Origin of the sequence: Bdellovibrio bacteriovorus, from assembly GCF_048286975.1 — a bacterium.
GTDB classification, from domain to species: Bacteria; Bdellovibrionota; Bdellovibrionia; order Bdellovibrionales; family Bdellovibrionaceae; genus Bdellovibrio; species Bdellovibrio bacteriovorus_H.
This window is the reverse complement of the sequence record NZ_JBLVRT010000003.1, coordinates 413,187-437,202: the sequence shown is the minus strand read 5'-3', so window position 1 is coordinate 437,202 and position 24,016 is coordinate 413,187. Positions and strand designations below refer to the sequence as shown.

General features: G+C 48.7%; 26 protein-coding genes and 1 tRNA gene. 13 read left to right on the top strand and 14 right to left on the bottom strand.

What is annotated here, in order from left to right; genetic code table 11:
• Positions 1–6: 6 nt before the first annotated feature.
• The 4 genes from ACNQKP_RS12780 to ACNQKP_RS12765 all read right to left on the bottom strand — a co-directional run bounded on the left by ACNQKP_RS12780 (position 7) and on the right by ACNQKP_RS12765 (position 2,374).
• On the bottom strand, positions 7–885 hold the full coding sequence (locus ACNQKP_RS12780; protein WP_417865062.1) for a hypothetical protein: 879 nt from the start codon (positions 883–885) through the stop codon (positions 7–9).
• A 101-nt stretch (positions 886–986) separates the two neighbouring features.
• Positions 987–1,514, bottom strand: coding sequence for an oligoribonuclease (gene orn, locus ACNQKP_RS12775; RefSeq protein WP_374028132.1), 528 nt, complete (start codon positions 1,512–1,514; stop codon positions 987–989).
• Between the two features lie 76 nt (positions 1,515–1,590).
• Positions 1,591–1,998, bottom strand: coding sequence for a response regulator (locus ACNQKP_RS12770; RefSeq protein WP_417865061.1), 408 nt, complete (start codon positions 1,996–1,998; stop codon positions 1,591–1,593).
• A gap of 100 nt (positions 1,999–2,098) precedes the next feature.
• Positions 2,099–2,374, bottom strand: coding sequence for a heavy-metal-associated domain-containing protein (locus ACNQKP_RS12765; protein WP_417865060.1), 276 nt, complete (start codon positions 2,372–2,374; stop codon positions 2,099–2,101).
• Positions 2,375–2,542: 168 nt separating this feature from the next.
• Here ACNQKP_RS12765 and ACNQKP_RS12760 point away from each other — a divergent pair.
• Positions 2,543–2,619: transfer RNA gene (locus ACNQKP_RS12760), tRNA-Asp, on the top strand.
• A gap of 64 nt (positions 2,620–2,683) precedes the next feature.
• On the opposite strand, the gene ACNQKP_RS12755 is transcribed toward ACNQKP_RS12760, so the two are convergent.
• The gene (locus ACNQKP_RS12755; protein WP_417865059.1) at positions 2,684–3,427 is read right to left on the bottom strand and encodes a substrate-binding periplasmic protein; all 744 of its coding nucleotides are present in this window, start codon (positions 3,425–3,427) and stop codon (positions 2,684–2,686) included.
• A gap of 258 nt (positions 3,428–3,685) precedes the next feature.
• Here ACNQKP_RS12755 and ACNQKP_RS12750 point away from each other — a divergent pair, with 258 nt between their 5' ends.
• Together ACNQKP_RS12750 and ACNQKP_RS12745 are read left to right on the top strand one after the other, a co-directional pair.
• The gene (locus ACNQKP_RS12750; protein WP_417865058.1) at positions 3,686–4,219 is read left to right on the top strand and encodes a gamma-glutamylcyclotransferase; all 534 of its coding nucleotides are present in this window, start codon (positions 3,686–3,688) and stop codon (positions 4,217–4,219) included.
• Positions 4,220–4,384: 165 nt separating this feature from the next.
• Positions 4,385–4,897 carry a hypothetical protein gene (locus ACNQKP_RS12745; protein WP_417865057.1) on the top strand — a complete coding sequence of 171 codons (513 nt, stop codon included), beginning with the start codon at positions 4,385–4,387 and terminating at the stop codon, positions 4,895–4,897.
• 8 nt (positions 4,898–4,905) lie between these two features.
• On the opposite strand, the gene ACNQKP_RS12740 is transcribed toward ACNQKP_RS12745, so the two are convergent.
• Positions 4,906–5,436, bottom strand: a complete 531-nt coding sequence (locus tag ACNQKP_RS12740; protein ID WP_417865056.1) for a hypothetical protein — start codon at positions 5,434–5,436, stop codon at positions 4,906–4,908.
• A gap of 440 nt (positions 5,437–5,876) precedes the next feature.
• Here ACNQKP_RS12740 and ACNQKP_RS12735 point away from each other — a divergent pair, with 440 nt between their 5' ends.
• The 3 genes from ACNQKP_RS12735 to ACNQKP_RS12725 all read left to right on the top strand — a co-directional run bounded on the left by ACNQKP_RS12735 (position 5,877) and on the right by ACNQKP_RS12725 (position 9,389).
• Positions 5,877–6,614, top strand: a complete 738-nt coding sequence (locus ACNQKP_RS12735) for an SDR family oxidoreductase (RefSeq protein ID WP_417865055.1) — start codon at positions 5,877–5,879, stop codon at positions 6,612–6,614.
• Positions 6,615–6,715: 101 nt separating this feature from the next.
• Entirely contained in the window at positions 6,716–7,039 is a 324-nt protein-coding gene (locus ACNQKP_RS12730; protein WP_416481004.1) for a hypothetical protein, read from the top strand.
• 151 nt (positions 7,040–7,190) lie between these two features.
• Positions 7,191–9,389, top strand: coding sequence for a hypothetical protein (locus ACNQKP_RS12725; RefSeq protein WP_417865054.1), 2,199 nt, complete (start codon positions 7,191–7,193; stop codon positions 9,387–9,389).
• Between the two features lie 11 nt (positions 9,390–9,400).
• Here ACNQKP_RS12725 and ACNQKP_RS12720 read toward each other — a convergent pair whose 3' ends face one another.
• The 3 genes from ACNQKP_RS12720 to ACNQKP_RS12710 are packed head-to-tail and all read right to left on the bottom strand — an operon-like array spanning position 9,401 to position 11,822.
• On the bottom strand, positions 9,401–9,925 hold the full coding sequence (locus ACNQKP_RS12720; RefSeq protein WP_417865053.1) for a dihydrofolate reductase family protein: 525 nt from the start codon (positions 9,923–9,925) through the stop codon (positions 9,401–9,403).
• 11 nt (positions 9,926–9,936) lie between these two features.
• A complete protein-coding gene (locus ACNQKP_RS12715; protein ID WP_417865052.1) occupies positions 9,937–10,245 on the bottom strand; it encodes a hypothetical protein in 309 nt (102 codons plus the stop codon).
• 2 nt (positions 10,246–10,247) lie between these two features.
• Positions 10,248–11,822 (bottom strand): L,D-transpeptidase family protein, encoded by a 1,575-nt coding sequence (locus tag ACNQKP_RS12710; RefSeq protein WP_417865051.1) that lies wholly within the window; start codon positions 11,820–11,822, stop codon positions 10,248–10,250.
• A 243-nt stretch (positions 11,823–12,065) separates the two neighbouring features.
• Between ACNQKP_RS12710 and ACNQKP_RS12705 the strand changes: the two genes are divergently transcribed.
• Positions 12,066–12,920, top strand: coding sequence for a trypsin-like serine protease (locus ACNQKP_RS12705; protein WP_417865050.1), 855 nt, complete (start codon positions 12,066–12,068; stop codon positions 12,918–12,920).
• On the opposite strand, the gene ACNQKP_RS12700 is transcribed toward ACNQKP_RS12705, so the two are convergent.
• The 3 genes from ACNQKP_RS12700 to ACNQKP_RS12690 all read right to left on the bottom strand — a co-directional run bounded on the left by ACNQKP_RS12700 (position 12,921) and on the right by ACNQKP_RS12690 (position 15,961).
• The gene (locus tag ACNQKP_RS12700; protein ID WP_417865049.1) at positions 12,921–14,234 is read right to left on the bottom strand and encodes a BspA family leucine-rich repeat surface protein; all 1,314 of its coding nucleotides are present in this window, start codon (positions 14,232–14,234) and stop codon (positions 12,921–12,923) included.
• A 237-nt stretch (positions 14,235–14,471) separates the two neighbouring features.
• On the bottom strand, positions 14,472–15,074 hold the full coding sequence (locus ACNQKP_RS12695; protein ID WP_417865048.1) for a hypothetical protein: 603 nt from the start codon (positions 15,072–15,074) through the stop codon (positions 14,472–14,474).
• Between the two features lie 14 nt (positions 15,075–15,088).
• A complete protein-coding gene (locus tag ACNQKP_RS12690) occupies positions 15,089–15,961 on the bottom strand; it encodes a hypothetical protein (protein WP_417865047.1) in 873 nt (290 codons plus the stop codon).
• A gap of 245 nt (positions 15,962–16,206) precedes the next feature.
• On the opposite strand from ACNQKP_RS12690, the gene ACNQKP_RS12685 reads away from it, so the two are divergent.
• Entirely contained in the window at positions 16,207–16,629 is a 423-nt protein-coding gene (locus ACNQKP_RS12685; RefSeq protein WP_417865046.1) for a DUF4288 domain-containing protein, read from the top strand.
• 52 nt (positions 16,630–16,681) lie between these two features.
• On the opposite strand, the gene ACNQKP_RS12680 is transcribed toward ACNQKP_RS12685, so the two are convergent.
• On the bottom strand, positions 16,682–17,863 hold the full coding sequence (locus ACNQKP_RS12680; protein ID WP_417865044.1) for a sugar transporter: 1,182 nt from the start codon (positions 17,861–17,863) through the stop codon (positions 16,682–16,684).
• Between the two features lie 189 nt (positions 17,864–18,052).
• Between ACNQKP_RS12680 and msrB the strand changes: the two genes are divergently transcribed.
• The 5 genes from msrB (at position 18,053) to ACNQKP_RS12655 (ending at position 22,855) form a co-directional block, all read left to right on the top strand.
• The gene (gene msrB / locus ACNQKP_RS12675) at positions 18,053–18,580 is read left to right on the top strand and encodes a peptide-methionine (R)-S-oxide reductase MsrB (RefSeq protein WP_417865043.1); all 528 of its coding nucleotides are present in this window, start codon (positions 18,053–18,055) and stop codon (positions 18,578–18,580) included.
• Complete coding sequence (locus ACNQKP_RS12670; protein ID WP_417865042.1) at positions 18,577–18,963, top strand: nuclear transport factor 2 family protein; 387 nt, start codon at positions 18,577–18,579, stop codon at positions 18,961–18,963. The genes msrB and ACNQKP_RS12670 overlap by 4 nt, the downstream gene beginning before the upstream one ends.
• Positions 18,964–19,018: 55 nt before the next feature.
• A complete protein-coding gene (locus ACNQKP_RS12665; RefSeq protein ID WP_417865041.1) occupies positions 19,019–20,722 on the top strand; it encodes a DEAD/DEAH box helicase in 1,704 nt (567 codons plus the stop codon).
• Between the two features lie 129 nt (positions 20,723–20,851).
• The gene (locus tag ACNQKP_RS12660; RefSeq protein ID WP_417865040.1) at positions 20,852–21,394 is read left to right on the top strand and encodes an SRPBCC family protein; all 543 of its coding nucleotides are present in this window, start codon (positions 20,852–20,854) and stop codon (positions 21,392–21,394) included.
• A gap of 174 nt (positions 21,395–21,568) precedes the next feature.
• Positions 21,569–22,855: a beta-sandwich domain-containing protein gene (locus ACNQKP_RS12655; protein ID WP_417865039.1), complete on the top strand. Its 1,287-nt coding sequence runs from the start codon at positions 21,569–21,571 to the stop codon at positions 22,853–22,855.
• 43 nt (positions 22,856–22,898) lie between these two features.
• Here the strand turns inward: ACNQKP_RS12655 and ACNQKP_RS12650 are convergent, their stop codons facing one another.
• On the bottom strand, positions 22,899–23,951 hold the full coding sequence (locus ACNQKP_RS12650) for a P1 family peptidase (RefSeq protein ID WP_417865038.1): 1,053 nt from the start codon (positions 23,949–23,951) through the stop codon (positions 22,899–22,901).
• Between the last annotated feature and the right edge of the window lie 65 nt (positions 23,952–24,016).

The window sequence follows — 24,016 nt, the reverse complement described above, 5'->3', positions numbered from 1 at the left end:
CCGAATTTATTTGGTCGGATCAAACCACAGCTTCTTATCGTCGAAGGGAACCGTTGTTGGCAACATGGGATTGTCGATTCTGAACAGTTTTCTGTTCTTAAGATTCAGATCGGCAATAACTTTGCCATAGGCTTTGTTGAACATCCGGTCAAATTCACCGGTCTGGATCAGCTTTTCCAAACCCTCTTTGGTTCGGAGGGCGAGCTTTTTTCCCTCTGCTGTCTGCGGAAACCAGAAATAAGTCGGCAGGGGATAATACAACAAAAGATTTTCTTCGATCATCAACTGAGGCAGGCGTTCTTTGCGTGCATGGTATTCTTCGAGCACCTCAGTTACGCCGCGGGGAAAGGCCGTGGTGTGAGCGCTGAACACCAGATTTTCAAAGATACGATCATAGTAGACTTCTTCCAGCACGCGGAATCCGGCGCTTTCAAGAATGGCATTGTCCCCCCATCCTTCGCCCTGGCGCATGGGGATTTTTTTTAGCTGATCCAGTGTGGTGATCTTGGCAAAAGTGGCCTTGTCTTTTTTATTGATCAGCAAAACGCGATAAGAAATCAGGCTTTTGTCGATGGGGATCCGCACGGTCTCAAGCTGATGCTCGCGCTTGATGGATGTTTCGCGGATCATGACAGTCAGCTTTTGCGAGTTCGACAAAAGCTCGCGCATCTGACGGTCTTCCGTCATGCGCACGCTGGGCTTTAAAACATAGGGCCCATATTTATCCTTGGTGATTTCCAACGCCGCCTTTAAGAGATCCCAGTGGTAGGCGTAACGACGATCCATTTCAGATTCCGGCGGATGGTAAATGTAAACCATCTCGGCCGCAATGCTGGCCAGAGGAAGAAACAGACATAGCAAAAACAGCAGACTTTTGCGCATCATTCAGCTCCTGCACAAGAAAGTAGGGGCCTTTGATTTTCGAGTCAAAAGAAATGAGCATGCGTCCGCTGCCTTAAGATCCGCAGTGGACGCATGTTTGGGCGTTATTTCGTGAAGTGCATTTTATCGGTATAGTGGCGCAGTTCCTGGATGCTTTCGCGGATGTCTTCCAGGGCACGGTGCTTATTGGCCTTCTGGTACACGTATTTGAACTTATTGTTGATGATGACCTTCCAGGAAGACACATCCACCATGCGGTAGTGCAGGCGACCGGCAAATTCCGGCATGTACTTGTTGATGAAAAGGCGGTCTTGCATGATGGAATTCCCCGCAAGTACCGGCTTGTCCTTCGGATCCGGGAAGTGCTTCTTCACCATGTCCACAAGTTTGGCTTCCACCTGATCCGGATCCATTCCGTTAGGCACCTTAGCGGTCAGGCCGGATTTCCTGTGATGTTCCGTGTTCCAGGCGTCCATGCTGTCCAGATATTTCTGGGGCTGCTTCACCACGGTTTCAAATGTTTCGAGTTCCTTGAAGTTCAGATCCGTGACGATGGCCGCCACTTCGATGATCACTTCCTTCTCGACATCAAGACCGGTCATCTCCATGTCGATCCAAAAGAGCTTGTTCATGAGAGTTCCTATTCTAGGGCGCCACAGGCCCGGATGCTCTCTATGATGAGGGATTTGGGTGGGGGAGACAAGGCCTTTAGGCCTTCTTTTGCTCCATCCCAGTTTTTAGGGCACGTTCCACGGTGGAAATGAGGGAGTTTTCATCCCACGGCTTGTCAATAAAGGCATACACGCCCAATCTTTGAGCTTCCAGCACCATGTCCTTCTGACCATAGCCGGTGTGAATGATAAAAGGGATCTGCAAGCCGTTTTCACGCATCCACTTCAGAACTTCCAGGCCGGATTTCTTTGGCATCTTTTCATCAGAAAGAACCGCGTCGAATTGTCGAGTTTTCAGCAGATCAATGCCTTCGATGCCGTTGTTGGCGCGGTGGATTTCAGAGGTGCTGCCTTCAAGGATGGCCGCCAGGACTTCCAGAAGTTCAAATTCATCATCGATAATAAGCAGGCGACCCTTAGGGGATGCGGAAACTGTGTTAATCATGGGATCATTATGCCAAAGAAGTGCGGCCAGGTCATCGCGCTCTATGGTCAATTTTTTTTAATCGAACCCCCTGATCAGGGGATTCGATGATTCCACAATCTTACTTGGACTTTGAAGAGTTGATGATCTTGTATTCACCGGCTTTTGAAATCGCCGCTTGAATCTGATCTTGAGAAATCGTTGAACCGGCTTTAGGTGAGACAATCACTTTGCCGACAGTAACATCGCATTTTTCCAGGCCGTCCATTTTGCACACCTGAGCCTTGATGGATTTCGCGCAGGAAGCGCAATGCATGCCTTCAACGTCATAGGTGATGGTTTCAGCCAGGGCCGTTTGGGACAGTAGCAGGGCAGTTACAGCCAAAAGATTCTTCATTTTGGGGTCTCCTTGATGGTGCAAAGACATTATACCCGTCAAAACCGGCAGGCTAGGGCTTTATTTGCCCAAAAAGAGGGCATAGGACACCATGATATTAAGTTTTTTTAAAAATAATGTTGTCAGGGGTGTCCGACTTGGCTATAAAAGATTCTCCGAAACGCCACTGGGGTGGTAGTTAAGTTGGTTATAACGTCCGCCTGTCACGCGGAAGGCCGCGGGTTCGAGTCCCGTCCACCCCGCCATTTTTTCTCCGAAAACATGGCCAAAATCACCGAAGCTGAGTCTTCGGTTTTTTTATGCCCAAAATCAATCAACATACGTGCTGCCGTATTTTTTAAACAAGGCCTTCATTTTTCCCGAACTTTTAATATCAGCGATGGCTTTGTCTACTTCCTTCTTCGTGATTCGCCCTTTGCGACTGATTGAACAGACAATGGGGTAGTCTCTCAGAAAAAGTGCTTCGCGGTTTTTTGCAATGCCGGGATTTTCAAGACGGAAATAATCGAAAAAAATTTGATCTGTGACGACGTACTGGATACGGCCATTGAGCAGTTTTTTCAGATTTCCTTCTTCGGATAAGCTGTCTTCGCGTAGAATTTTGCCGGACGCAAAGTAGGGATCGAGCTTGGGGTAAACGTACTGAAGCATCGTTCCGATTTTTTTGCCTTGCAGATCGCTTATTTTTTTTGGCATCGGTGCCGGGCCAATAATAACTTCTTTTTTGTTAAAAAGAACTTCAGAGAAATCTAATTTTTTAACTCCGTCATCCCAGATTTTGCTTGTATAGCAGAGGACATCCATCTGGCCTGTCAGCATGTATCTGTTGAGTCGATAACGAGTCACGACACTGAAGCTTACGGTACGTCCCATAGCCTCTGCCAAAGCATTGACATAGTCGACGATAAGGCCGTCCACTTTTCCTTCTTTTTCAATCAAAAGAGGTGGTGCCAGACCCGCAGGAATTGCGGCGCGAAATTCAGTCTCCGTTTTTGCCTGCGCTGAATGTGCCAAGATAAAAAAAGATAGGAAGTACAGCAGCTTCGTTTTCATACTCCAAGTTTATTAGACAGTTGAGATGTCGCAAGGTTTAATTTGAAGGATACCACGTCTTTTTTTTTAGACATTTGATTGCGATAAACAACAGAATGTTGTTGTCACAAAGGCGTTTTGAACTCGTCTCCGGGCCGCCATTTTTTTCAAGAATGGGCCAAAATCAGGCGATATTAAAAGCCAAATGACTTGGATCCGGGATACACTGCAAGAGCTTTGAGCCAAGACCTGATACTTAGAAGCAGAAGGAAATCAAATATGGACGCCCATTACGGAAAAGTGATGCAAGCAAGAAATCAAATTCAAGGAACCGGAAGCAAATTGTATTTTGCATACTCGGGGGTTTTGGATCGCCAGGCCTTCGAGGTTTGGGCGGAAGAGCATAGCTACCAGTTTTTCGTACTGCCCGAGGGGCTGGTGGCTGAAGCAAAAAATGTCGATTTGATTTTTGATTTTCCTTCGCGTTGGTGGGGTGGGCGTGTTGCCGGGTTGGTCGCCAAAGAAGACTCGTCTGTCTTTGGAAGGTTATTTGAGATTCCGGAAAAAGAATGGCCCATTATTCAGCACAAAGAAGGTGTCGTGACTGGGATGTCAGTTGAGACGATTCTGCGTGTTTCCGTCGACGGGCAAGAGTTTGAGGCGACGGCCTTTGTGACGTCACCGAGTCGTCGCAGTCTTGATGGTCCTGTCAGTGAACGTTATCTCGAGGCCTTGATAAGAGGAGCCCGGGCTTCGGGTTTGCCAGAGGCGTATGTGGCCTCATTGCCAGCTAAAGCTCGAGACAATCCTTAATACCCGCGTCTCACTTTGCAACAGAAGCTTCGTATTTCAATTTAAGACATAACAAATTTGGAAGGCGCCTTTTGGCGCCTTCGACAGTGCTTGCTTTGTATAAACAAGCTTTATTGCAGTTGACGCTGGAATGACTCTCGCAGTGTAAATGGGCAGAGGTGCCCTATGAAAAGAGTCTTGTTGGCAACTGTCTTAATTTTGAACTTCTCTGCTTTCCACGCCCATGCGAACCTGCTGCCATTCACTCAGGATGTCAGTGTCGGAGAGCACTCTGTCGCTGTTTCAAAAGTTAAATTCAGTAAACGAGCTGAGGCCGGTTCCTTCTGTTATACTCTGGGAAAACAACTTGGCTTGAACATGAAGCTGGCGGACCTTGAAGAGGTTATTCAGGTTGCTGCATTTGGTAAACCGCAATTGGACAGCATGATGGTGCAGATTAAAAAGAAAGATGGCTCTGTTGATACAGCTATCGTAGCTTGGGATAACAAGAAAAAGATCAAAATCGACAAAGAAAATTCAGCGAACGTTGATACTCATCTGGTACTTAGAATTCGCGGCGGCGACGGAGTCGTCAGAGAAACAACCCTCAAAGAACTGAAAGAGCTAGGGGCCGTCGACTATCAGGATCGACCCCTTGATAAGCTTCCGGCCTTTTGCGTTCACGACAATACAAAATAAGAGTCAGACTATTTGCAGCGAGCCTTTGAGCTCAGAACAAGCGCCCGTGCTTGTTCTTCAGTGGCGGCGGTGCCAATCGAGCAGGTGTCCGCCCCATCCAAACGAACCGCATACACCACTTCCACATCCGACATTCCATCTTCAGTGGCTTCAGACAGGCGATAGATAAAGCCAATCCACTGCAACGATCCGCTGCCGTCCTCTAAGGAATTCGTTTTGCGGTACATCCATTCCACCTCAGTTGAAGCCACGTCATGGAACGAGTACGGGTTTTTAAGGGCAATTTGCTGGCCGCCGTAAGTCAGTTCCGGATGATAGCGAAGGTCGCCCCCAGAGATGTTTAATTGATACCCGCCAAAGCCCTTGCATTCGGCATTATAGAAATCAATCGGGGATTGTTGGTTTGCCGCGCTGACTTCAACACACTCCGTGGTTAGATTGGTAAACACACTGCCAATGGTGACTTGCTGGCTTTCCCCGGCGAAGGCCGTCAGAGCTGTCATTGAAATAATCGCTATTGAAGATATAAGCTGTTTCATCGTTTATTCCTTTACGATTGCTGAGTTGCTGATGAACTGTTTATTGCGCCTTCCAAGGAAATACGAGCCGAACTCAAGGCTCCTGCTGAGTGACAGCAACATTTTGTACACTTGGATCAGGTTAAGGAGCGGGGGCTTTTTATTTGTCTTCCGATAATGGTGTCGTTACAATTCCCCGAAATTAGACCTGTCTTTTGTAAAGGACTGATATGGACACGCCTCAAGATTCCGAAATCGCAGAAAGAGAAGTACGTCGTAAAACCCTTTGGGTGATAGGATTGACCTTCATATTGCCGGTGCTGATCACTTTGTGCGGCATCTATTACGTCGTGTCCACCGGGAAGTAGTTCTGGTCCGAACAGAAGGACGACAATGTCCGTAAATGGCCAGTATTTTAAGTTGAAATATCCTAGCCTGCCTTGGATCTACCAGGAGGTTTTATGGATTTCAAAGGAAAGAATGTTTTTATCACCGGAGCCAACCGCGGAATCGGTGCCGCTTTAGTCAAGGCCTGCCTCCGTCGGGGTGTCGCCAAGGTTTACGCAGCCGCCAGAGATAAAAACAAATTACCGAAAAACGATGACCCGCGTGTCGTTCCCGTTCAACTGGATATCACCAACCGGGAGCAAATAAACGAAGCCGTGTCTGCCGCCGCCGACGTGCAGATCCTGATTAACAATGCCGGCACTCTTCATGCCGGAAGTTTTTTGGAAGGGAATAGGGACGGCTTCCTCCGTGACATGCAGGTGAATTATTTCTCGACGATGGATGTGATGACGGCCTTCGTTCCTGTGCTTAAGCGCAACAGCGACGGTCGCATCGTGAACATCGTGTCGATAGCCAAGTTCGTGAATTTTCCCTTTATCGCGGGATATTCGGCTTCCAAAGCGGCACTTTATTCGATGACTCAGGCGGCTCGTATCGAACTTAGTCCGTACGGTATTGCCGTTCATGCTGTGAATCCGGGTGCCATCGATACGGACATGAATAAAGGTGCCGAGATGGATATGACCTCTCCGGCCGAGGTTGCAGACAGTATCTTGGCCCATGTCGAAAAAGAGGTTTTGGATATTGTTCCGGACAAGATAGGTCAGGCGATGTTCAAAGTCTGGCAGGAATCTCCAGCGGGGTTGGAGAACCTGGCTAAAGATATGTATTTTAAAAAGCCGGTCCCCTGAACTTCTTATAGGCAGAAGTCTCTGAACAATCTCCTGACTTGAGGGGTGCCCGAAAGTCAGTTAAATCCAGAGGCTAATAGCTCCTTAACAAAGGTAAGAACATGATGAACAAAGTCGCTTTTGCTTTTTTGTCTTTCTCTCTGGTCCTGGCATCTCAGGCTGCTACGGCCAACTGTGATTTACAAATTTCTGAGATCGCAGCCCAGCACGGACACCCGAGCGATCGTCCCTCGTCTCCGGTTCTGGTAGGTACTCTGCAGGCAGGGGATGCTCGTCGGGGAGCACAAGGGCAAATTGGTCCATTTTCCAAGGATGCCTATCTTTATGTTAACAGCGGTTCCCTGCACAGCGGCTGGTTTCAGGAAGCCTTTGCATTGGATTTAGACTGCAACCTTGTGGGTTATAGCGTTTTATACGCTGAATAAGCTGTGAATTTGTGGCTGTCGCGCTAGCCACAGGACAATAGCGCAAAGCGGACCCTTGTCATTCCGTTTGGAACATGAGTAATCGGCATGTTTCATATAATAGCCTTCATGGGGGATTTAGTAGGCCTACTGAAATGCCGAACAGTTCTTCATGATCAGAACGTATGTGTACTCATCTTTTGTATTTCTTCTAGCGGCACTTCTATCCGGTTGCAGTCTTGACCTGAATTTAACTCAACATCCTTCTTTGTTGCCGAACTCGCCGGACACTGAGAATCCCATCCAGTCCTTTGATGGAAAGCTTTGTTTCGAGGGCGGTGCCATTCGCACTGTTCTTGAAGCGGACGGAATTCGCTATTACGGCGGTGACTTTACTAAGGTAGGCCCCTGTCAGAGTGGCGTGACGAACTTGTCTTCGGATCCTCGTGGTCAGGCGGTCTCTTTGCCCGTCTCGTTGAAAGAGGCCCACGCCCTGGTGCAGGATTCTGCTGGACGTTTCTATGTCGCTATGACGGTGGCTAATTCTGGTGAAATGCATATCAAAAGATTTACGACTGACTGGGCTTTGGATAATTCCTTTGTTGCGCCTGCGTTTTACTATGATCCTTCCCTTCTTGAACAAAAACGGCAGATCGCTTGGTTGCACATTAAAAATGACAAGCTGATTTTAGCTGGTCCCCTCTATTACACACAGCCTTCCGAAGAAGAAGAAGAAGAAGAAGGTGGCGTCCCAATGGCCATGGAAGATGGCAGAAATGTTGCGATTCTGAATTTGGAGAATGGCTCATTGTTGCCGGCTAGTATTGTTGCAGATGGATTGGATCTGCTGTCCGTGGATGATGTCATCGTGGCGGGTACCAAGGTTGTCCTGGTTGGAACCAAGGATGGCACTGAACGTATTGTTGTGGATTTGGATTATGTGAATCAGACAGTCTTTGTTGAGCCAACGGGTTTTGACTCTCCAGCCAGCTTGTTGGTGGATGGTGCAGGCCAGCCTCTGGCATATCACATGGGTTCAGAGTCTTCTGAGCTGTATACAATCAATAGTGGCGTTTTAACCCCTCGGGCATTTGATATCTCGGCCTGCGGTGTTCTTGGGTCACCCAATGTGAAGGCCTATGGCAATATGCTTTACCTCCTGGCCTTAGTGGAATTCGAGAATAATTTGGTGAACATCTGTTCCTATGATCTTTCCACCAATCAGGTGACCAGAGTTATGCCTTGGGACACCGATCGAATCCCACCGAGCCAGATTGGTTGGGCGGTGAACGAGGAAAGAATCGCTTTGGCGGTGGGTTCGCAGTTCTTGGAGCTGAAACGTAGTGATTTAACGGAAACGTATTATCAGAGCGTTCTTAGCTCGGAAACGTTGGCCGCCGTTTCAGATGGATTCTTCGCTTTAGGTGCTGCGGGCAACGGAGTCGCTGGGTCGGCGGCTCATAGCGGTCTTTATGCCGAGTCAATGGCAACCCGACAGGAACTTGAAATCTCGACTGTGTTAAGCCTTGACGGTGAGAGTGATGGCCCCAATGACATAGTTAGTATTCGCGGATTGGCCGTTCATGGAAATAAGCTTTATGCAGGGGGCTTCTTTGGGAAGGTCAACGGAGTTCAACAACAAGGCCTTGTTGTTCTTGATATCAATGATGAATTTAAATCATTGGCCTTGCCGGTTGCGGTTTCGGGAAATGTCTCGGGCCTGAGCCTTTATAACAATAAGCTGTACATGATCGGCAATAATCTCGTCGTTGGCGAAGATGCCGAAGATGGCGGGGCGGGAGATATAGAGCCCATGTCGGTCAGTTCTGCGTCAAAACTGGTGGCTCTGGATTTAAATACCGGTTTGCTGGATTCGGTGCTTTCCAACGAGGTCGTTGTTGATATTGGCAATGACGACATTTACACCTTATACGTCAATCAGAGTGGAATCTATATCGGTGGCTACTTCGTGATCAGTCACGAGGGCAGTGAGTACTGGGATTTCGCTGTGCTGGATCATCAGGGAACTTTGATCGGAACACCGCTGCCTGAGGATCCAGGAGATTACGAAAGTGTCTCTGGAGTGGTGGAGTCCGGTGGTAAAATCTATTTCTCGGTCTGGGATTCAGGCAGTGATAAAGCTTCTTACGCCGAGCTTAAGCCGGATATGACGTTTGAAACGAAGCTTCTAAGCAGCCAGGCCGGCACTAAAGCTGTGGGCCTCTTTAAATACAATGGCAATCTTCACGGGGTCGTGACCACGCAGGGTTCTGATGCGGCAGTGATTCGCGAGGTAAGGCAGGATGGAACTGTCGTGGAATCTGAGAAGCTGTCTGTCTCCGAGGCTGAGGCTGGCGGAGGCCCCTCTTAACCGATTGGTTTTTAAGGTATCACAGAGTAAATGACCTCGACACAAGTGTCTCCGTGCTGGCGTATTTCTTTGATCTTAAATGCTGTGTCCGTCTGGCGAGCGAAAAGCTTTTTTCCCGCATTCAAAAAGACGGCTACAGTTTGTATGTGCATCTCGTTCAAAAGTCCGTGGTCGTAAAATTGTCCGGCCAGATCTCCACCGCCCACAACCCAGATGTTTTTTCCATTCGCTAATTTCTGCATTTCTTTGTGGTGGCTGGCGACATCCCCTTGAACAAAACGGATGTCAGCGTTGGGGAAAGGTTTAAGATTCTGATGGGTAAAGACAAAGCAGGGGACTTTATAAGGCCACTCGTCGGCATGCTGTTGCATCCACTTGTACGTTGATGTGCCCATGGCCAGGGCGCCCACCGTATTTACAAAAGTGTCGATGAAACTGATGTCCGTGGGGCCGTTTTTGAAGAGCCATTCCAGAGAGTCGTTGGGATCAGCAATATACCCATCCAAGCTGGCCGCTGTGAAATAAATGGTCTTCATCAGGTCCTCCGTTATGGATTGATAACGTCAAGAATCTGGTTGTTGCCGTTGATTTTAAGCTTCAAAGGCACGCGGGTTTCTTGAGATTCCGTCAACAGGTGCAGCTTTGCTTCAGGAAAACTCATCAGATTCTTGATGATCAGAAGCTTTGGCAGGCCCACCAGTTTTACCATGGCCTCATTTTCAATGGCTTCGACGTGTTCAACCACTCCAGTAACGTACAGTTGCGAGGCCGCGCCGGCGCTGACAGTGGCGCTTGCTTGTGACGTCACAACATTGAAAGCTACAAATAGACTCGCGATGAAAAGAAATTTTGCCATAATTACCGTCCTAATCCTTTTACTTGAGATAGAATTAACTGATTGTGTCCGTAAACATCTTCCACAAAACGGATAACACCGTCCGAGTTCATTTGGGAAGTTACAGGTACTAAATAAACCGGCATGGGCTCTTTAAGATCCACACGGGTTTCTTGATCGACCAATTGACCTTCTTTAACCACGAAGTTTTCAATCTGCGGCCGCGACCATTGCGTTCCTGCAAGCAGATATTCGGCCAGATCCAGCGGTTTTTCCAAGCGCACACACCCTGAGCTGCGCAGGCGCTGGGCTTCGCCGAACAAGTCGCGCTGATTGGTGTCGTGCAGATAAATCGCATAGGGGTTGGTCATCATGAATTTCACAACACCCAGAGCATTGTTGTAGCTCGGTTTCTGCCTGATATAGAAGTTCACGCTCGAGGACTTGATCGACTTCCAGTCAATGCTGGTCGGGTCAATGGTTCGACTGAAGTCAGCCGTGTACACCTCAAATCTGTTATCAGTGAAATACTTGCGAATGCCTTTGGTGTCGAGTTTCTTCAGGATTTCAACCTTGTCATTCAGGAACACTGTGGGTGGAATGGTCCACGTCGGGTTCATAACCAGGAAGGTGATACGATCCCGAAGCGTTGGAGTTTTTCGTTCCGCGGTTCCGTTGATCGCTTTGAAGCTCATCGAGATATTGTTCTTTTTGTCGGTCATCATGAAGTGTGAAAACGCCGTATTTACAAAAATATGACGGTCTTCAAGATGCTGCGGGAACCAGCGAAGTTGTTCCATGTCCGCCTGCAACTGCCTGAGGCGGTCCGGCAGGGAAACGCTGAAGAACTTCCAGGTGCGGCCGCCGGGTGAAATCACTCCGTCGGGTTTCATTTTCAGATTGAGTTGAATGTCATTGATCGCTATCAGCATGTCCTGATCAAAAGTGTCGTTCATGCTGTCGATGCGATAACCCAACTGACGCAGACGTTCTTTCAGTTTGATAATGACGGGATCTTTTTTGCCCAGGGACAACGGCTTCCTGGCCGGAGTGATGGATTCCCACAAACCGGCTTCCATCAACGGATACAGCTTTTGCATCGCCATCTTCAGGGACTGATAGACTGAAAACTGCGGAGCCAATTTATCAAGGGCCAGTCTTGCATTGCTCTGGCTGCTCAAAACAACAAGACGAACCTGCTCGGCTGTCAGGAAGTCCTTCTTTTTGACTTTAATATCTGAAGCCAGGCCTGTTGGGTTGACCGAACCGGCATAAACGTCACGCAGGGCCTTTACATAGACGGCCAGAATCTGACGGCGGTCGAAGTCCGCATCCAGAGTTCCTCGCAGGAAGGATTGCTCCAGTTCATTGCTCCAATAGACAGATGGATTCAGCCCATGCTGCCAAACGGTTAGCAGAGCTTCACGGATGGAAGCCGCACTAAGGCTGTCGACTGCCGTTAAATAATCAAGCGTACTTGGGCCTTGTGTCGGCATCGCTCCAGAATAAGGAGGACTTTGCGCCTTTGCCGTCGAAAGCCCGCCTGCCAAAATCAAGGATGTGATCGCAAGGAATATGCGAACAGGTTGTGTATCCATTTCCATTCACCTCGTGGCAACGGGTAGTACAAGAACTCTGCCAACGCAGGAATAGAACTGAATGTGATTTAGAGGCTATTTGAGAAATATCTTCACATAAATCTGTCAGGCGGTGACACTTCTGGTGCCTCGCTCAGTTGCTGGACAGCCAGGGGTTGCCAAAAGCGGCTTATAGTTCTTCTAAGATCCGGGCGCGCGGGCACGAGACTGGCAAGGATGTTATAAGCCTCACGAAGGCAACCTATGAAAAAACTGTTAATGCTTCTTTCACTTCTTTTAATCAACTGCCAGGAAAGCCCGGAAAGCTTTCAGGCGTCCGTCGTGGAATCAGAACCAGGGCAGGGTATAATCGGTGGGACTTCGGCTTCTTTTCAAAGTGACCTGTCCCAGATGGTTGTCAGTGTGCGCACTTACTATAACACCCGGATCGAGGTTATAAACGGGCAGAAGGTGGAAATGAATGACGTGTTTCAGTGCACGGGGATTCCACTTAGTCGACAGCTGGTTTTGACGGCCGCTCATTGTCTGAAGACTCCCGATGGATATTTACGCACGGTTGAATTTAAAACCAAAGCCGGAGAGCATCTGGCCTATGCCGAAGAAACTTTTGTTGTGGCGGAACCGTACAAAACCGGAGATCAGGATTATGACTTTGGGATTTTGAAGCTTAAAAAGCAGCTGCCCCAGGACATCATTATCACCCCCCTGATGGATCACTCTCTGGCGGATTTACGGTCTGTACTTGCGGCCGGCTATGGGCGCACCAATGGTGTTTGGTCTGACATTAATGGTGATGGCGGGAACACACTGAGGTCGGTTCAATTGACGGTGTCGGCATTTGCAAAGAATGAAAACCGTTTCCGGGTACTGCAGTCTCAGGGCAAAGGTTTTTGTCAGGGGGATTCCGGAGGGCCGGCCTTTGCCCGTATCAAGGGGCAGACCTATGTGGTGGGGATCGCTTCGAAAACAACACGATCGTCAGAATCCGCGACGGCTGACACTGAACGCTGCACCGACGAGGGTATTTATATCAGCGTTCAGAAGCAATTTGGCATGATCGTGGAGCTGGCTAAGTCCTTGGTCCCTTACGCCAATTAGTTAAGGGAATGTCGGCTTTTTACTGCCGTCCCAGGCTGGATTGGATTGGTGATCGAAGAGGGTGTTGTTCACGCCCGCAGGCAGGACCCACCCGCTGATATCCTGATTGAAAGAATCCGCTCCGAAGAACATCTGCTCCATTGTCGTCAAGCCTGGCGTTGCAAAGACCCAGCTTGCCAATGGCTGATTGAAGGCATCCGCATTTTGGAACATGGATGTCATATCCGTGACTTTGGACGTATCCCAATAACTTCCAGATTTAGTCAGAGGCTGATTGAAGGTCAGGGCCCCCATAAACATTCTAGCCATGTCTGTGACGTTGGCAGTATTCCAGTTACTGATGTTCTGATTGAAGGCCAGGGCATCGCTGAACATGCTGTTCATTGTGATCACGCTGGATGTGTCCCAGTTTCCGATGGGCTGATTGAAGGACTCGGCACCCATGAACATATTGCTCATGTCTTCAACAGTACCTGTTTCCCAGTGGTTGATCGGGCTGTTGAAGTTTGTTGCCATCATAAATAAACCACGCATGTCGGTCACGTTCGTCAGATCCGGTTTGTCTGTGGCGGTAATCTGCAGATTCTCACATCCAGCAAACATCATCTGCATCGAACCCCACTGATTGATGCCCCATTGCTTCACATCGATGACTTTCAGATAGTCACCGCCACCGGCAAAGCGGAACCAAGGCATCTCACCTTTGATTTTGATGTCGTAAACACCGCCGGCTGAGTAGTTATGTGAAATCGGCGGGTCCATTGGATTCCATGTGGCTGAATCAACAGGATCTGAACTGCCGTCACCCCAATAAACCATGAAATCGTATCCGGACCAGCCATTCAGGGGCAGCTCCATCGAATTTGCGCCATTCCCTTTGCTGGTATCGATTGTCATGATGAAAGAGTTTTTAATAAAAACATTGGTTGAGGGGCCAAATGCCGGAGCCAGAGTCCCGTCGCCATCTTCAGCTGTGCCGGCAGCGATGGAGATATTCAGAGGTCCATCGCCGCTGCAACCACTGATGGTCACAGTCGGTGTCATCGTAGTTCCGTTGGTTACAACCACACCGCAGCCCGCGGTCTCGGGCCCATTCAGAGTGATGTCAGTGTTCTTTAGATCGACAGCTGTGGCGTCTGAATAGGTGACTGTATAGACAAAGCTTGTTGCAACGGTGCCATTAGTTTCAGGGGGGGCTGTGACACTTAAAGAAGGGCCAGTCGGAGTTGGAGACGGGTTGATCGGAGGAGCCTCTGACGGCAATGCGATGCTGGTAGGGACAAGCTGCAAATCAAGCGTGCAGCCCGTTATCACGAGAGATACCAGTATAAGTATGGCGTTCCAGAGTGAGACACGTACCAGGGTAATCATGATGTATATTTCGGTATACTATGAACGACCCTTGAATACATATTGGTAACGTTGGCTGCTTTTACCGACAGGAACTTGGAAATTTCGACAAAAATGAGCCGGGCTCCTTTTTGTTTCTCAGTAGAGGCCTTGAGGGTTGGGCTCAGGAGCGCCAACCCTCTTGCAACAAATAATTTTCTGTTAGTTCAAGGCTTCGGCATCGATTTGCATCATCGTGGATCTGCTTGCCTGCATCAGTGCATTGGTCAGTTCTTTTGTCATATTTTCCAGACGATCCAGCTCTGGGTTGCCTTTGACTATCATTGTGACAAGACCACCGACGCTGGCTGCAGCAACGACGACACCAATCCACTTTAGCATGCTGGGCTTGGCTGCATCGTCATTGACAAACATGATCGCAGTCAGGCATCCCGAGATCACGGTGTTCAACACCAGCGCGCCTCCAATCGTGGATTCGTTGCCTTCTCCTGCCTGTATAGACAGATAGTAGTGAAGTCGTTGCAGCTGCACGAGGGCTGCCTGAAGAACTTCCAGACGCTGTTCAGCGGTTAATCCAGCCGTCGCTGCTGAAAGGGCCTGCAGGTCTTCAGGGGACACTTCTGACTTGCCGGACTGCAGAAGTGTCAGCGATTGGCTTTTAATTGCTTTCACGGCGGCAAGTGCCTGAGGGCTCATGGCTTCCTCAGAGGCGATACTTCTCTGGGGCGTCGCCGCGTAGGCCTGAGCTTGAACGGATTGAGCCATCATCGCACTGGCCAGAACCATCAACATTGCTTTTCTCATCTTAATCTCCTTTTTTACTTTATATTTAAAATTTCAAAATTTTGTTTCTTTATATTTTCGATCAGCAGCAGAGCTTTTTCGGCCTTTTCGCTTTGGCCGGTTGTCTGGAACTCGTGAAGCTTGAACTCAAGACCAGCAATGGTTTTTATGTTTTGTTCGTAAACTGCTTTGGTCATGATTGAGGCGGACATGAGTGCCTGATTCTCGATGTAAGCAGTGGGATCAGTAATGACTTGATGATGAAAGACGGTCAGCCAGGAAAGCAGGCCTACGAATATATACTTATTCAGACTGGAAACGACAACGTCGGCCCCGTGGCGAACCCGGGAACTGACATAGGCCTTTGTCAACGGACCGCCTTCGGGCTGGGTCAGGATTTCCACAAGGACCGCATCAGGAATTTTTTCTGGGCGGAAGAATTTGAAGTGCGGGACAGATACAATAAACCCGGCAGACCCGAGATACTGATAGCTGAGGTAATTAAGACCGGCATTGGCCCCAAGAGAAAACAAAAGGCGGAAGTAGTGAGCATTGTGGCGCAGAAGTGTCATCGGGTCCAACTTGACTTGGACACCCATTTTTTCCAAGGCGCGTTTGTAGTCGCGGCGCTGGATTTCAATGGTCAGTTCTTGTCGATAGTCTTTATTTAGCTGAAAAATGTTAAAGAACTCAGCCGCAGCCATTTTGGCTTTCGTGGATAAGTTGCGGTCCCCCAGAACATCGGATTTGGCAGCTTGATAGACTTGAGTTTCCGTGACTCGTGATTGACGCCAAAGTGACTCAAAGTGAGACGTGCGGGTGTCCAGGAAAGCACCGCCACACGCAATTTGCGCGGCTGCAGGCAATGCTAGCAGGATCATGAAGGCTGAAACTACCAGGCTTCGCATGGGGGACACCTCTTCCTAAGAGGTGTCAATGCAATGACAGAACCAAATAAGAGGTCCTTTATTTTAATTTGATCACTTTTTTATGCAGCCCTAACATTTTTGGGCAATCGACTGTTGATTCTATGGGCGTGGCCCGATCCCTCGGCCCCAAGGTCCTTTCTATTGACGCTTCTTCAATCTTTTCAGTATAGTTTCTGCGGGGAGCTGGGGATCAGCTCTGAACACTTCATGTATAGGATTTGGTAATGAAAAATAAAAAATGGTTCGCCGTTAAGACCCTTTATGTAACTCGTGCTGTGGGTAAATCCAGCGCCAAAGGTAAACAGACCTTCGCGGAACTGCTTGAAGAGCGTGTGGTGTTGTTCCAGGCCGCCAATGCAAATGCAGCGGTGAAAGCGGCTGAAAAAGATGCCAAAGAATACAGCCAGTACACTTACACAAACTTCGAAGGCCAGGCGGTACGCACTGAATACTTGAAGGCTTGTGATGTGTTTGAACTTTATGAAACTCTGGAAAGCGGTGTAGAACTGTTTGCTTCCACGGAAGTTCTGACGAAAAAAGTGTCCAGCAAACAATTGATCGCACGCAGACTGGGTGTTTTGGAGACAAAAAGCACCATCAAAATGCGCAAGCGTTTTATGAGCAAGGAACTGGGTTCTTACGTTTAAGTGCTGAAAAAGAAAAGCCCCGGAGTTCGGGGCTTTTTTTTTTGGTTGTGACTTAGTGGCCGACAGCCCCTTCAGTTTGCTTCAGCTCTGAAATCTGGAACTGGGTTGATACAATCAGCGACACCAGGACAAAAACCGCCCCGACATAGCCGACGGAACCAATATGGTTCGTGGATGAAATACTGCCCAGCAAAGCGCCTCCGCCAATACCAATATTGAAAATACCGGAATAGAGCGACATCGCCACGTCCTGCACATCAGGAGCTTCCTTCAAAACTGCAGACTGGAAGATCAGGCAGAGGACGGTCAATGCCGTGCCCCAGATAAATGCCAGCAGCATGAGCCAGATCTGCGAATGCACAGCCAGCGCCATCAACATCAAACTTCCTAGGACGATCCCCAAGGCAATCCAGAGCGAATTCTTCGGGTGCTTGTAGATTATCTTGCTGCCCAGAATGCTGCCAAAAATACCGGAAGCGCCAAAGACCAACAGCAACACGACAACGAAATCAGTTGAAATCCCACCAACGGCCAGCAGGAACGGTTTAATATAAGTAAACGCGGTGAAGTGTCCAGTGACGGTCAGCGCGGTCATTAGGTAAACCAGCACCAGGGATTTTCGTTTGAACAACGAAGGCACATTCTTAAATGTGGTCACACTCTGACTTGGTAAAGCGGGCAGCATACGACACAGAATAATGTAAATGACGAAGGCCACAAGGGCGATCACGGAAAAAGCCATACGCCAGCCAAAGCTTTGACCCAGGAATGTACCAAAAGGGATCCCTAGGATATTACCCAGTGAAGCCCCCATCGCAATAATCGAAAGGGCTTTGGCGCGGCCCCCCGCAGGACCCAGGCGAATTGCTAATGGAATTGCGATAGACCAAAACACCGCGTGAGCAAAGGCCACGATGATCCGGCATACCAGCAGCATACCGAAACTTGCCGCCAGGCCCGAGGCAAGGTTTGCCACGACAAACGTGCCCAGCAGGATCAGCATCAGGCGACGGCGATCCCAGTGAGAACTCACCACCGTCATCGGCAAAGACATCGTCGCGACAATCCACGCATAGATGGTCATCAACAGGCCGGTGAAGGCCTCGCTTTTACCAAGCCCTGCCGAAATCTCTGGCAGCAAACCAACAGGGATAAATTCGCTGGTCACGAAGATAAAACTAGCCAGACTGATGCTGACGGTGGGAAGCCAGGATTTCAGAGAATTTGTGTTCATGACAAGACTCACTCCATGGGAGTGTCGCCAGTATGAACCTGTTAGGAGGCACTGGAAAGGGAAAACTGTTGTCAAAACAGAAAAATGACTTTGGCTACGAATCTTATGGAGGCCCCCCTCGCTGGACTTGATGACGGCAGGGGATAAGAGGAAGATGAAAGAATAAATGCAAATATAAGGGAGTCTCTTATGAGGTTCGGGATTTTTATTCTCAGTTTTCTATTTGCCGGTGTTCTGTTGGCCAAGACCAGTGATTACAAGAAACCTTCGGATGCGGAGCTGAAGAAAAAGCTGACGCCGATGCAGTATCAATGCACACAGCAGTCAGCTACGGAAAAGCCTTTCGACAACCTTTATTGGAACAATAAAAGGGAAGGCATCTATGTTGATATTGTCAGCGGCGAACCTTTGTTCAGCTCCACAGACAAATACGACTCAGGAACCGGCTGGCCCAGCTTCACCAAACCTATTGATGACGGTTCATTGGTAACAAAACCTGATTATGAAATGTCGGTGGAGCGCATCGAGCTGCGTTCTAAAAAAGCCGATTCCCATCTGGGGCATTTATTTGACGATGGCCCGGCGGACAAGGGCGGCAAACGCTATTGCATCAATTCTGCCGCGCTGAATTTTATCCCGGTCGAAGAAATGGAAGCCAAAGGATATGGCAAGTATTTGTCTCTTTTCCCGAAGTATAAAAAGGAAAAGAAAAAATGACGGACGAATCCATTGTTCGCGAAGTCTATGCACTGCTTAACAGTGACGACATCCCCGCCCTTCGCCAGTATTTTGACCCCGAGGTGGAACGAATTGAGCCCGAAGGCTTTCCTATGTCCGGAACCTACAAGGGCATCGATGCGATGATGAAGCACTTCGCCACTGCGCGTGCCACCTGGGCCGAAGGCACCTGCAAGCCGGAAAAGATCCTGAATGCCGGTGACAAGTACGTGGTCTTCGTCAAAGTCCACGTACGCTTGAAAGACCGATCGGATTGGATCGAAGGCAACATCGCCGATGGCTTTATTGTCCGTAACGGTAAAATTATCTTTATGCGCACATTCATCGACAGCCAGAATGCAGTGGAGTGGGCTGAAATTTAGCCGGAACTCGTCTTTGGTATTAAGGTTCTTATGAAAACTCCGAAATGTTTATCGGATGAAACCTAATACTAAACTTGATCGAGCTCCGCTTATCAAAATGATACAGGCTGAGAGGCGAGCTCAATACCATCAGTATTTGCACGAGACCGAGTCTCCGCTAAGTCATATCTGTGATAGTGGTGATGCTCTTGGACCTTTGGTTCTGAATGCAAAGCTTGGTGTTGCACGTTGGAAGTTAACGGGACGTGCCTTTTTTTCTCGATTTAGACCGGGAGAAAGAGTTGAGTTGAGAGTTAACAAAAACGGTTCAGATATTTCGGAACGCTTCAGTGATGGCTGGTTGGTGGAGTCAGTGAGATATCCAGTTCCAGGGGAAATTGAAGTTGTCATTTGTGGGGTTAAACCGCTTGATGATGACCGGGCTATCGAGGTTTTTCTTTTTAAGAGTTCTACCGAGGTGTTTAGTAATTTTCTGATTTCCCAGATACAAAGATTGCCTTCAAGTTTTGAGTCTTTGGTTTTGGGCACCGAAAAGTTTGTATTGTCCGTAGATGAACCGGAATTCAAAGTACATTACGATCAACTTAATGACACACAAAAGAGCGCTCTGCATGATCTGGTTGGTAATAATCTTAGTGGGGCGATTCAGGGACCTCCCGGCACTGGAAAGACTCATTTGCTGCAGGCAGTTGTTGCTTTGGCTTTAAGTTCTAACATGCGTGTGTGTGTAACTTCTTTTACTCATTCAGCCGTTGACAATTTACTTGGTAAAATCGTCGGTGACGAGTTTCCTTATCCTTGGGTTAGAGTAGGTAATTCGGACAGGGTTAGGAAAGAGTTCTATCGCAGTCATGTGGAATTTGGCGGTTTTAGGGCACCCACATTTGGGGATGTAAGCGAAGCTAAGTTAATAGGATCAACTCTTCATAAACTTGCTTTCGGTGGTTCCTCGCAGATGTTTGACTTATTGGTCGTTGATGAGGCGGGACAGGTGCCGGTTTACTTCTGGCCATTTATTCAGCGAATTACAAAAAGACTGGTTTTGGTTGGTGATCAATTTCAGTTGCCCCCGGTTTTAACCGCTGAACATTCGAACCTGCCTTTTGATAACCTGTTTTCTCTATTTGTTAATAGAGATACCCCAATGCTCGAAACTCAATATCGAATGAGAAGAGAGATTCAGGGTTGGTCATCTGAAAAGTTTTATCGAGGGAAGTTACGCCCACATGTTTCAGTAGCGAATCGGGACTACTTCTCTTGCAGTCCGACGTATTTTACTGACAGCGCAGTGGTTTCTAAGCGGTTCGATTCTGATTCGTACGGCAAGGTCTCGCAGGACGAAGCTAATTTCATTGCAGAGAAGGTTGCTCGGATGGTGAGAAACAAAGAAGATCTTAGAACGGTTGGAGTCATATGCCCCTACCGAGCACAGGCAGGTAAAATAAATGCTGCTCTTCAAGATAAATTGGGAGTTGGAGAAGCCTCCAAAGTGCTTGTAGATACGGTCGAGCGATTTCAAGGACAGGAGCGAGAAGCGATATTCCTGTCGTTTGGAACATCTGCAAATTCTTCTGGAGATCTGAGTTTTTTGGCGGATGCTAGAAGGCTAAATGTATCCATTACCCGGGCTAGATCCAGATTTTACTGTTTGTTTAGTAAAGCTTTATATGAAAAGTCCGGTTCGAGAAAATCAGCTGACTTAAACGAGTTTTTGAACTGGGTCGCAAATGGCCGTACTCCTATTAAAAAGGCGGCATAGAATAGATTTGTCATGATGTTTTTTGAAAGACAGGCAAGTACATTTTTAACATTGAATACCCATTAATCTTAAATACCGAATTTGATCCTATAGACTCAAGGTGGGCTAAACCCAAAAAAAGGAGTTTTTATGGAGCCAATTAAAAGCGGCAGCCAACAATCTGCCAAACACAAAGGTTCATCTCCGCACTCGAAGCTGCTGGTGATCGATCGGCAGTATGATGTCCCATTGGAAAAACTGTTCGCCGCCTTCTCAAGTCCTGAAGCCTTGAAACAATGGTGGTGGCCGGAGGGTATATATACCGATCATGTCGAATGGGAATTTCGCAACGGTGGCAGGTACTATATCAACATGAAGGGGTACGACCAGGGCGGCAGCGGCATGGCCGGATCAATTGAAGAGGTCGTCAAAAACGAACGCATCGTCATGACCGATCAGTTTGCCAATGAACGGGGGCAGCCGATATCCGCCAAAGAAGCCAATATGCCCGGGGAGTGGCCGGAAAAAGGTTACATCACTTTCGAGTTTGAATCCCACGGCAAAGAGCGCAGCGGATTTAAGCTTTCTCAAGAGGGTATCCCCAACGAACTGCAGGCCGACTGTATTCAGGGTTGGTCCCAATCTTTTGACAAGCTTCAGAAGTATTTGAGCGGTCCATCTGACAAGCATTAGTCATTGATCTTAATTTCCATCTCGCAACACACTGTCACTCGCCGTGAAGTGTGTTTGCGTCACCATGCATTTATGCAGCTGTCTTTTTTATTAGTCGTGCTTTCGTCTGCCTCGATTCAGAATCTCAATTCGGGCTAAAGTCACACTCCAAAAAAACGAGAGAAAGGAATCTCAATGGAACGTTATTGGTCTCAACGAATAGTTGCTTCGGTTCTGGCGCTGCAGTTTGCCGCCGTTGCGCATGCGGAAGTCCAAATCCCGGCCTACACCAATGGTGCGGATTTGTTTAATGAAACTCAGAACAAACCGCCGTTTGAAGGTATTGGCCGTATTGGCGATGTTACCCGTCAGACGGGTGGCAGTACGTATAAGCTGGATCTGGTTAAAGCGCTTCCGCTGACCAGTCTGAAGGCAAAACCCAGCGCAGGTAAAGTGAAAATCGTTGCGGTGACACTGGTGACTGACAAGGGTGATCGCATTCCGGTCAAGGCGTATAACAATGTTGTCATTGCCAGCACGGATCAGCCTTTGGCATCCGAGCTTTTGAATAGTCCAGCGCCGATTTCTGTGATCGAAGTGCAGGCGGAAGCCATGGGTGGTAAAGCGGCCCTGGATATCAATGCCATCTCTAACAGCGAAATTCCGAAACTGAATCTGCGTGTCGAGGAAGTGGCTTGTAAAAAGAATATTGATGCCACGCTGAAAGAACATCTGGAAGTGGTTCAGGTTTGGGCCGGTCGTGCTGAAGTCAGTGCCCCAGGGTCCATCCAGGAAAAATATGCCACGAAAGAATTCAACCGCTATGTGAACGAGTTTATCTCGGTTCTGAAATCGGATAAAACTGCGTTTGCCTCCACCGAATACACAGTGACGCTGCTGAATTTCTTCGCTGAGCGCCACAATACCGCTCGTGCGGAAAGTGCGGCGGATGTTGCTTATAAAAATATGGCGATGGAAACGTTCAATGCATTTTTGCTGGCACTGCAAAGTGATCAGACCTGCTATAACATTGGCAGTGAGGGCATGATCAAAATTGCGACGGACTTCCAAAAACGTCTGGAAGGCAACAAGCCTGACAGCCGTGCCCGTAAACTTTACGAAGTGTTCGTATTGGGCGTTGGTAAACTGATCCCGAATCAGTACCGCAAAGAGCTTGCGGCAAAAAACCTGACGTTCCGTCAGGCAGATGCTGAAGGCCACAAGTACCATAAACTTGTGACGACAAGCAAACCGGACAACTTCCTCAAAACGACTCACCAGGATATGAGCGCATCGGCTTATACCGTGGCAGAAGCTGCACTGACTCGTGAAGTGAAAACGATGACCAGTGACCAGCGCTATGAGCTGATCGTGGAGTATCAGGCAAAATACAACGATGCCGCAAACTATCCGGCAGAGATCATGATGAAGTACCTCATCATTCTTTCTGAGAGTGGTACTTTGTTCCGCATCTATCGCTAGATTGCAAAAATGAAAAAGGCCCGTCGTGGTGACGGGCCTTTTTTTATTTTTTGCGCAAATTCTTTCCGTGGACTTCCTTATAGGCGGGAAGTGCGCCAAGGGCAGAGGCTTCATAGACCCCGCGGGCCACCGCGCGAGCCAGAACGTCAGCCGCCACCAAGCCAATTCGATTCACCAGATCCGCGCGGTTTTCGATATCCAGCCCCCAAGTGCCGGTTGCAACGGCAAACACGGTGTCGCCGTCAAACGGCGTGTGCACCGGGCGAATGGATCGGGCATAGCCATCTTGGGCCATGATCGCAATGCGCTGTGCTTCTGCCTTGGTCAAACGGGCATTGGTCGCCACAACTCCAATGGTGGTGTTTTCGCCCGCCCGGGGGATCAGACTGTCCAGAGGTGACCCCGTCCAGGCTTCCTGAGCAGAATTAAAATCAATGGCAGAACTTGGAATGGGCTGGCCACCCATTTCGTTGTTTTGCTCAAAAGGCCAAGCCCAGAATGCGGACTGACCTGGCATGATCGGGCTTCCCACGCAGTTCACGGCAACCAACGCACCAATTTGCAGACCATCACCGGAAACTGAAGAAGCTGTGCCCAGGCCGCCTTTTAACGGACCGGCTTTAGCGCCAAAGCCAGCACCGGCATTCCCCAGTTTGAAATCCAAAGAAGCATTGTTTAAAGCCGTGCGTCCCAGTTCCCAGTAAGGGGATTTGTCGCCCCAGTTTTTGTCGCCGCCATTTAGCAGGTCAAACAGAACTGCGCTGGGAACAATCGGTGCACGTGCCGGCCCGATCGGAAAGCCGATGCCACGTGAAGCCAGAATGTCTGTCACGGCAGAAGAGGCTCCCAATCCAAATACCGAGCCCCCACTTAGAACAATGGCATCAATGCGATCCACCAGACAGCTGGGATTCAAGGCATCAGTGTCGCGCGTGCCAGGGGCTCCGCCACGCACATCAACACCGGCGACGGCGCCGTTATCCAGAAGCATCACAGAAACACCGGTCCAGACGTTGGGATCTTCAGCCTGGCCGACACGGATAGAGTCGATGTCGGTGATGCTGTTGCGTGGGCCGGGTTTAAAATTGTATTTCATAAGTGCTCCTTGGTTGAAACGTGGGTTTCAGGGTAAATAAAAAATTGTTGCCAGGGAAGTCCGGC